The sequence below is a fragment of the Streptomyces sp. NPDC006476 genome (assembly GCF_040612015.1).
Taxonomy (GTDB): Bacteria; Actinomycetota; Actinomycetes; order Streptomycetales; family Streptomycetaceae; genus Streptomyces; species Streptomyces griseorubiginosus_B.
This window is the reverse complement of record NZ_JBEXPK010000156.1, coordinates 1-8,177: the sequence shown is the minus strand read 5'-3', so window position 1 is coordinate 8,177 and position 8,177 is coordinate 1. Positions and strand designations below refer to the sequence as shown.

The following is an 8,177-nucleotide window of genomic DNA, read 5'->3' as shown; positions in this document are numbered from 1 at the left end:
CCCCAAAAAGACCCCATCACACAGACACAGAGTCCCCGTCAGCAAGCTGACGGGGACTCATGAACGATCGAGGTTAGGAATCAGTGACACCCGCTACTCTGCCCGCCAGCTCGGCGGCCGGGTTTGCAGTTGGACTTCGTAGAATTTGACAAAGGGAAGAGCTGATATTATCGACTGAATCCATAGAAGTCGCAGTCGGTGCTGCTCGTTGTCCGGTCACCGTAGGCGATGTACACACTCCGGCCCTCAAGGGCAGGCTCCACGGTGCTGTAAACCGCAGAAGGCGCCTTCGCTACCACTTGTTTGCTCCACTGGACCTGACCGGTACGCAGGGCCAGGGCGGTCACTCCTCGCCAGGTGCCCACGTAGAGAGATTCCCCGTCGTATGTCACCCCGCTCGAAACGTCGGCCTCGACGTCCCGCTGCCAGAGCCGGTGTCCGTCAGATGCCTGAAACGCCTGCACGGTGCCACGATTATCCGTGACGTGCAACTGGCCGCCGGCGAGTGTCGGACCGGCTTGGATTAGTGAATCGAAGGAAGCCGACCATGCGGTCTTCCCCGTCTGCACATCAAGGGCCACGAGTTTCCCGCCGTAAGTCGATGGGCTGGTCCCGTAGCCGACCGTAAGGTACGCGAGGCCGGAGTCGACGGCTGCGCCCGGCACATTCCCCTTTGTGGGGTGGGACCACCGTGGTGCTCCCGTGGCTGGGTCAAGGGCGATGAAACCTTCGCGGAAGGTCGAGAGGTAGACGTGGTTGTTGGCGGCGACGACCCCGTTGAGTTGCCCTGCGATCTTCTCACTGTAGTCGGACTCTCCTGTGGTCCGATCTACCCGGTAGAGCCAACCGGTGTTTGTGGCTACGTAGATCTTGTCGTTGGGCCCTGCGGCCTGGTGCGAGGGCCAGCCCTCGGTGGAGAGTGTCCAGCGTTTCCTGCCGATGCTGTCCACAGCGGTGAGCGTGCCAGCGCCCTGCTCACGAGCCAGGCTGACGAGAACGGTCCCTTTGATGACAGACGACCCCGTGAGGAAGCCACGCAAGTCCAACTGCCAGCGCGCGTCTCCGTTCTCCGGCTGCAGTCCCATCACCCGGCCGTCTCCGAGGACAGCGAAGATGATGTGATCACCAGCAAGTGGCAAGCCGTACGTCGAGAAATGAACGTGCCAGCGTTGACTCCCGGGAGGAGGGGCCTGCAGGGCTTTCCGGGCGCCGACGCGGTCCAGGAGAATCCCGGCGACGCCACCTGCGGCGAGCGCCGTCCCCGCCACGAGGGCCCTCCGCCGGGTCAGGAGGGGATGTTGGCGGGGTATGAGCGCGGCGACATCGGCTGGCGAGAGGTCTGCGGCGCGGTTGACGATGAAGGAGATTTCTCCGCCCCCGCCCTTGGTTGACTGATAGGGCGTTGGAAAGGAATTTTTGCGGAGCGTCTCGTACAGCCGCCTGTACACGGTGTGCATGTCGAGGGCAGGTCCCTCATCAGGAATCCCCTCATCATGCACGCGCAACAGGGCGTCGGTGAAGGCGGTGTATTTCATGCCGGCAGGAGATACGGCCTTGGTTGTCGGCCCGGCTGCACACAGCACGTAGGTGCCCTCGATGACAGCGGACTGACCTAGGCTCGCCGCGTCACCCTGACCTGTAGCAAGGCCCGCGTAGCAACAATCGAGGATTACGACCTTGCGTTTGGCTTTGGCGGCAGACAAGGCGCGACTGATAAAGGAATAGTGAAGCGATAGGTGCGGCTTGTCCGTGGATGAATTTGGCAGCGCGAGGAGTAGTTGATCGTTGCCGCCAAGAGGGTCGATCAGCCCGTGCCCGGCATAGTAAAAGATGACCGTGTCTCGGGATCCGGCCGCGTGGTGCAACGCGTCAACAATGGCAGGGGAGTCGTTGGTATTATGAAAAACGACGCAATGCGTCGGCGGAAGCTTCCATGGCCCTCGGGTGAAGGCCACCTGCAATGCCTGGAGGTTGTTCTCGACGGCGGTCAGGTCATGCAATTTTCTGCTGGTATACCTGGAGGTGCCAACGAGTACAACCCGGGAATTCCTCGGATCCGACAGAGGGAATTTTTCCGGATTCATGAATCGGCGGCGGGCTCTCCATTCTCTTCTGCTCCCACGTTTCCTCGGAGCAGATCGATGATCTCTTGGTTGGAGAGACTGGAGTCGCGTGCGACGGTCACCACTACCCCGCGGCCCTCGATGCGAAGAGCGGCACGGTCCGCCTCGCGGCGCCTCGCATCCATGGCCACGCGAACAGCGACGAGGAGGTTGCCCAGCGCTATCCCATCAGTGACAACAGCGTTGATGGCCTCGAACGCGCCTCCCTGGGCCTCGGACCCAAGCTCCGCATCCACGAGCGACAGATCCACATCGCTCGCCAAAGCACCGTCACGCGTGAGCCAGCGATAGAGCCAGGCGACTGCAGCCTCATCCTCACTGTCCTGGATGCTGAGCCGGAATTGCATGCGATCCCCCATGCCACACCCGTCTGTAGGGGTCGAGCGACGTCCTCGCTGACAACCGAGTACCCGATTCTGGCAGCAGGCTCATCGCGCATCACATGAAGTGACGTGATCGAAACATAGAGGGTATCGCGGAGCCGCTCATCAGCCCATCGCTGCGGCCGAGACATGGGTCTGGTGCAGGTTCAGGTGAGGGTCTGCCGCACGATCAGGTGACATCTTGACCTGCACCAGACCCATAGGGATGGCAGTTGGGGCGGATCGCCCTCAAACATATGTGTCCGGGGCCGAACAGCCACATCCCAGTTTGCTACCCCATGACCGCGCGAGCCGCGTCCAGAAACGCCAGCCGGTTATCCTACAGGAAGTCCCGCACGCTCTCGCCGTCGGACAAGCCTTCCCACACCGTTCGGTTGAATCGAGGAAGTGCGCGTGTTCGGCGTCGTGCACGCGCAAGGGGGACTGTATGCCTGACGCCCCCTCGGCGCACTAACGGAGCGGGTTCGCGGGCACCGCGCTGCATGGCCGGCTCAGGGGCATTGCGGACGGCGGCCTTGCGGCTGGGGCGAGGTGGGGGAACCTCTCGTGCCATGTACCGCAAGGACCCCCGGCGTTGAAGCTCCAGCGGTGGGGGATTCCGCGGAGCCTCCTGGGCTGACCCGGCGTCGTCATCGGCGTCTGGTTTTGCCCTTCTTGTCCAGGTGTGGGCAACGCCCGTCGCAGCAATAGCGGAGGGTCCCGCCTGCAACCGATGGTCTGGGCGCCGACGCGCCCCGTCGGCGCAGACCGTGTGCTGACCGATTGACTGATGTCCTCGTTCGCGAAGCGAACCAGGCGGCGGGCAACGAACAGGCTCGAGGACCGACCCCGCATCGACCATGCCTTCAAACGCCCATGCCAACCCCTGGAACTGGGGCAGATCCACACCACCAACCCGCCCACTGCGGCGCCGATATGTGTACGCCGTTTGAGGAACCCAGCGCTAGGAAGTGCCGAGTAGAGTGGCACCATAAGGGTCCCGGTTCCGGCCCGCGAGATCACGGCGGATCCTCGCGGAGCCGCTGGAGGTCCTGCTCCGCCTCGGCGTCCCCACTGAGCCGATACAGATCCCGGATCCTCAACTCCTCCTGGTCCAGGGCTGTCTGTACGCGGTGTCGCCCCAGGCCTCAATCTCCTCGGTATGCGTGGTGAGGTCATCCCGTACCGTGCGCTCCATGATGCCGAGCCGGTTGGCGAGGCGTGCCAATGCGGACTTGGTCTCGGCGGCGCGGAAACGTCGTTCGAGGGAGTCTAGGGTGCGTTGCAGGTCCGCGCGTGCTTCCTGGAGCAGGGCCTGGAAACCCCGGCACACCCGGATGACTTCTGCCGCCTCCTTCACCCCGGTCTCCCGCGCTGCTATGTCATCGCGCAGTCGGCGAGCTCTGCTGAGGGCGTCTGCAGCCCCCGGTGGCAGTTCGGCGACAGTGTTGCTCGCCCGGGCGAAGGGCGCCACGAGGCGCCGCAGTTTCCGCTCGGACTCCGATGCTCCGGCGATTCGTCTGGTGAGTCGATTGCGTTCGAACGTGGCCGCGATGAGCAGCGCCTTCAACTCGCGTTCCATCTCGTCCAGTTAAGCGACCACTGCGCGGGCCTGCGACGGGTCGTGTTGATCACCGCGGTTTACCGCCTGAAGGAAGTGCACCAGACGCTCGGCGACTCCCAGCACGTCCTCCACCCACGCCGGGAGATCGCCTTTCTCGTCCGCCATTAGTCGTGACGAGTCCGTATGATCCGCCATCCTCAAAGGTCAAGCCCGGTCCGTCGCGGCCGGGCCGCAAGCTCGGTCCGGTCGCGGATTGCGTGGGCAGCGCCCACCGCGCGTGGCTGGAGCCGATGCGGGAGAACTATCTCAACAGCGGTCTGACGCTGAGCGATCTGAGCGTGCGGGTCTGTCTGGCGAAGTCGAAGATCTCCGAACTGCTGCGCGGTACGGGCCTCTACCCGCGCTGGGAGATCATCTTCAGTCTGTCGGTGGAGCTGAAGATGCCCTACGCGCCGCTGTACCGGCTGTGGCGCCAGGCGGCGTTCGAGGCCCACAAGAGCCGGGAGTGGGTGGAACGCTCCAGCGAGAGGGCCGCCCTGACCACCACCCACGCGGCTCCGCCACTGGACCACCGGGCTTTTCGCGAGCTGGTGGAGTACGACTACATCCACTACGCGCAGGTCTTCCTCCTGGACGCCGACCAGTGCGACACCGTCGTCTCCGACACCTTCGACATCCTGTGGCTGTGCTGGAACGAGGCCCTCGCCAGCCCCGACACCCGGCGCTACGCCTGGCACGTGCTGCGCGCCACCGTCATGTCCCGCACCCCGCACCTGGACGGCCGGCCCGAACTCGGGCGGGCGGCCTTCGACACCGTCGCCCTGAGCTCCCTGAGCGCGGACGCCGACCGGATGGAACAGGTCGCCGAGACCCTGGAGCTGTTCACCGCGATGAGCCGGCTGCCCGACCAGCAGCTCGACGTCATGGTTCTGCGCCGCCTGTGCGGGGTCACCGACGAGGACGTCGCCACCCTCCTGGGCCTGCCGCTGGCCACCGTCCGCTCCGACGAACGCCACGCCGTCCACTTCCTCGAGAGCGTCCTGTGCCCGCAGCCCGACACCGAGCAGACCGAGACAGAAGGGATTACCTCATGACCCGCATCGACGACATCCTGTCTAGGGCCCTGCTGGTCCGCGGCCGCACCGTACCCCGCGACATCGTCCCCGCCCACGACACGCCAACCGCCCGCCCCCGGCCACCGGCTGACACAGACTCACCCACCTCGACTGGGGCGGCGGAGGATCTGCGGGCCCTGTGCGAAACCCTGCTCACCCACACCCCGACCACCGAAGTCGCCGAATTCGTCACCGACCAGATCCCCGCCCCCCGCAGCGCCCTGGTCCTGGCCTGCGTCCTGCAGCTGACCGACACCGACGACGGAGCACGCTTTTGGTGGCAGTACGCGGCCGGCGCCGGACAGGCCGCCGCCGCCTACTGCCTCTACCTGCACCACCTGGCCCTGGGCGAAGACGACACCGCCGACTGGTGGCACCGCCAGACCGACGACGTCCAACCCCAGCCCGACTCGACCGAACCTGACCCCGACCCCCAGTCATCTGCGCAGGCCGCTGTCTCCCGCCGCTGGCACCCCGCCGAACACCGGATCACCAGCACGTCCACCACCACCATCCTCAGGGTGCTGCGCCACCTGGCGAAGTACACCGCCCGACCCCGCCCGGCCGCCGTCACCGCACTCATGTCCTACGTCCCGACCGCGGTCACCGCCGGCTACCTGCGCCAGCCCGAGATAGAACTCCCCATGCCCGGGCCCGGCTTCGCCAAGCGCATCAGCGTGCTGCTCGCCGCGGCCGCCGCCCGCCCCGACACCCCCAGCAGCCTGCCAGCCCGATCGGAAACCGCCTACCGTCCCTTCCCTGACGTCCCACACCCGAAGCCCCGCCCCTCGTCCCCGGAAGTGGTGCAGCCCCCGGTGGGGGAGACCGCAACCCGCTGACCACGTGCTGCCGCTCGCCCCACCGACAGGGCGAGCGGCACAAGGTCACCACGGCCGGATGAGCCCCAGGTTGTTTCGTCGACCGGCTAGCGACGGATGTGCCCCAGTCGTCGTAACACTCGCGGTCCGGACCTCGGAGTCGCTGACGAATCCGACGATGAACAACTCGCCGTCACCGGCGGGTCTGTCCAGCCAATGGCCCTGTCTCACTTGCGGTGGTAACTGAAAGCCATGGGAAAAACACCTAGTCGAACCGCGCGGGGGCCGCACGCGACCTCGCTTCCCCTGCCGGTGACGAGCTCACCGTCCAGATGTCGACAGGCGGTCGAGCTGGGTAAATCGCTACAGGTAACCATCATCACCGCCTGTCACCACCGAATGTGAGACAGGGCCGAAAGTGAGACAGGGCCGAAGACCGTACAGACCCGGCCGGGCAGGCGTGCATGGTCGAGGGCGGCGTCCATGCGGGCCACCTGGCCCTTGGTGAACATGAACATGGCCGCGTCGTCGGTGTAGTCCATGTAGTTCATGAACTGGGGAATGTTGCTCCTTCACCTTCCCGGGAACGCCCCCGCCTCCTCGGGCCGGCTCAACCGGCCTGAGGAGGCGGGGGCGAATCAGGTCCCTGACCGCCTGTTGGACTTGGTGGCGGCCGACGCGCACCGCGCTATCCGGCGGAGATGTCGAAATTGCCCGTCGCGAGGTACTCGGCCTTGACGAGCACCCAGAAGTCCTGAGCCAGTCCGTTGAGCACGTACTGGTACGGCATGTAGCCGTAGCCGGCCTCGCCCCAGTCGGCACCCCAGGAGTTGCGGATGATCATGGCGCCCCGCGTAGTACTGCCGTCGATCGGGTTGGTGATGTCCCGGTCGTCGTCGTAACCGACCACCACGATGGCGTGACCGTCGCTCGTGGACTCACCGATTGCGGGATAGGGGATCTCTCCGTTGAGAGCGGAGTAGATGCTCGCGTACACCGGGAAGCCGAACATCGCGGGCAGGCCCGCGGCGACATGGGCCTTGATGTCGGCGAGGACGTCCTGTCGGGAGGCGTTGGGCGGGTCAAGACGGTAGTACGTCAGGGCCTGGTAGTTGCTGGCGAAGGAGTAGCAGAACGAGGTGGGCTCCACATCGAACTGCGAGACGTGGTACGGCCAGAACCGCTCCGGCGGGGCTCCGAACAGGCTCAGCGCTCCCATCGTCGAGCGCAGGAACGCTCCGGAGTCCCCCGACCACTGAAGATAGTCGCGAGTGGCCTTGTAGATGAACAGCCGGGAGACGGGCATGTAGTTGCTGAACGCCTGGAGTTCGAAGTACTCCAGTACTCCTGCCGCGGCGTTGGCCGTACACGATCCGAGGTGGCCCTGGTCGACGATCGGGGAGCACTTCGAGCGCAGGTCGACCCGGGAAGGCAGCGGTCCGAGGGCTGCCTTGAGCACGCCGGTCCGCTCGAGGAGCTCGGGCATGCCGTTGCTGTTCTTCGTGTAGTCGCGGATGTCGACTCGGTCGGGAAGCCAGCCCGTTCCCTTGTCCTGGGCGACAGGCCTGGGCGCGATGACGTTCATGTGATCCACCATGGTTCTCTCTGCGTGGGTGCCTTGAGATATGCCTCCCACATATGCGTCACCGGTCTTCGAGTTTCACCCGAATACCCTTCCGTGACGCGTGCCCGTCAGGCGTTGCGGCCCCCGTTGACCCTGATCACCTGCCCGGTGACGTATTACCTGGGGCGGGAGCAAGGCGGAGCGGGACGTGCTCAAGGCAAGGCGTTGAGGGCAGCGCATGGCTTCCGGCCGGGTCCGTACGCGGTGGACCTGGCCGGAAGGCTCTACGGTGCTGCGGAATCAGGAGAAGTACAGCTCCTGGATGTGACCGTCCGCACGGCGGTAGACCACATGCTCGGTCTTGTCGACGCTCCACGTGTAGCCGGTCGGTTTGCCGACGGCCACCGGCACTCCGCCCGAGGCGCTGGTGAGGTCGTTGTAGTTCCACTGGCCGTTGAACCACAGTTCATGGATACGTCCGTCCCCGCCGCGGTAGACGACGTGCTGGGTGGTGTCCACGTCCCAGGTGTAGCCGGTCGGGTCGCTGCCCGCCAGCGGCGGGCCGCCCGAGGCGTCGGTGAGGTCGTTGTGGTTCCACTGGCCGTTGAACCACAGTTAGAGGGTGTGGCCC

Annotated in this window: 8 protein-coding genes; 2 read left to right on the top strand and 6 right to left on the bottom strand. The window is 65.4% G+C overall.

Translation table 11 applies throughout. The annotated features are described in order from the left end of the window. Nucleotides 1-167: 167 nt before the first annotated feature. The 3 genes from ABZZ74_RS51480 to ABZZ74_RS51470 form a co-directional block, all read right to left on the bottom strand. A complete protein-coding gene (locus ABZZ74_RS51480; protein ID WP_356951042.1) occupies nt 168-2,084 on the bottom strand; it encodes a PQQ-binding-like beta-propeller repeat protein in 1,917 nt (638 codons plus the stop codon). Further along, nucleotides 2,081-2,470 carry a hypothetical protein gene (locus tag ABZZ74_RS51475; RefSeq protein WP_356951041.1) on the bottom strand — a complete coding sequence of 130 codons (390 nt, stop codon included), beginning with the start codon at nt 2,468-2,470 and terminating at the stop codon, nt 2,081-2,083. Before ABZZ74_RS51475 ends, ABZZ74_RS51480 begins: the two co-directional genes overlap by 4 nt. A gap of 1,114 nt (nt 2,471-3,584) precedes the next feature. After that, nucleotides 3,585-4,067: a hypothetical protein gene (locus ABZZ74_RS51470; RefSeq protein ID WP_356951040.1), complete on the bottom strand. Its 483-nt coding sequence runs from the start codon at nt 4,065-4,067 to the stop codon at nt 3,585-3,587. Between the two features lie 239 nt (nt 4,068-4,306). Here ABZZ74_RS51470 and ABZZ74_RS51465 point away from each other — a divergent pair, with 239 nt between their 5' ends. Together ABZZ74_RS51465 and ABZZ74_RS51460 are read left to right on the top strand one after the other, a co-directional pair. Beyond that, the gene (locus ABZZ74_RS51465; RefSeq protein WP_356951039.1) at nt 4,307-5,143 is read left to right on the top strand and encodes a sigma-70 family RNA polymerase sigma factor; all 837 of its coding nucleotides are present in this window, start codon (nt 4,307-4,309) and stop codon (nt 5,141-5,143) included. Next, a complete protein-coding gene (locus ABZZ74_RS51460; protein WP_356951038.1) occupies nt 5,140-6,003 on the top strand; it encodes a hypothetical protein in 864 nt (287 codons plus the stop codon). The genes ABZZ74_RS51465 and ABZZ74_RS51460 overlap by 4 nt, the downstream gene beginning before the upstream one ends. A 368-nt stretch (nt 6,004-6,371) precedes the next feature. Here ABZZ74_RS51460 and ABZZ74_RS51455 read toward each other — a convergent pair whose 3' ends face one another. The 3 genes from ABZZ74_RS51455 to ABZZ74_RS51445 form a co-directional block, all read right to left on the bottom strand. Then, nucleotides 6,372-6,533 carry a hypothetical protein gene (locus ABZZ74_RS51455; RefSeq protein WP_356951037.1) on the bottom strand — a complete coding sequence of 54 codons (162 nt, stop codon included), beginning with the start codon at nt 6,531-6,533 and terminating at the stop codon, nt 6,372-6,374. A gap of 137 nt (nt 6,534-6,670) precedes the next feature. Then, nucleotides 6,671-7,567: a C1 family peptidase gene (locus tag ABZZ74_RS51450; protein WP_356951036.1), complete on the bottom strand. Its 897-nt coding sequence runs from the start codon at nt 7,565-7,567 to the stop codon at nt 6,671-6,673. A 279-nt stretch (nt 7,568-7,846) separates the two neighbouring features. Further along, the gene (locus ABZZ74_RS51445; RefSeq protein ID WP_356951035.1) at nt 7,847-8,065 is read right to left on the bottom strand and encodes a hypothetical protein; all 219 of its coding nucleotides are present in this window, start codon (nt 8,063-8,065) and stop codon (nt 7,847-7,849) included. Nucleotides 8,066-8,177: the final 112 nt, after the last annotated feature.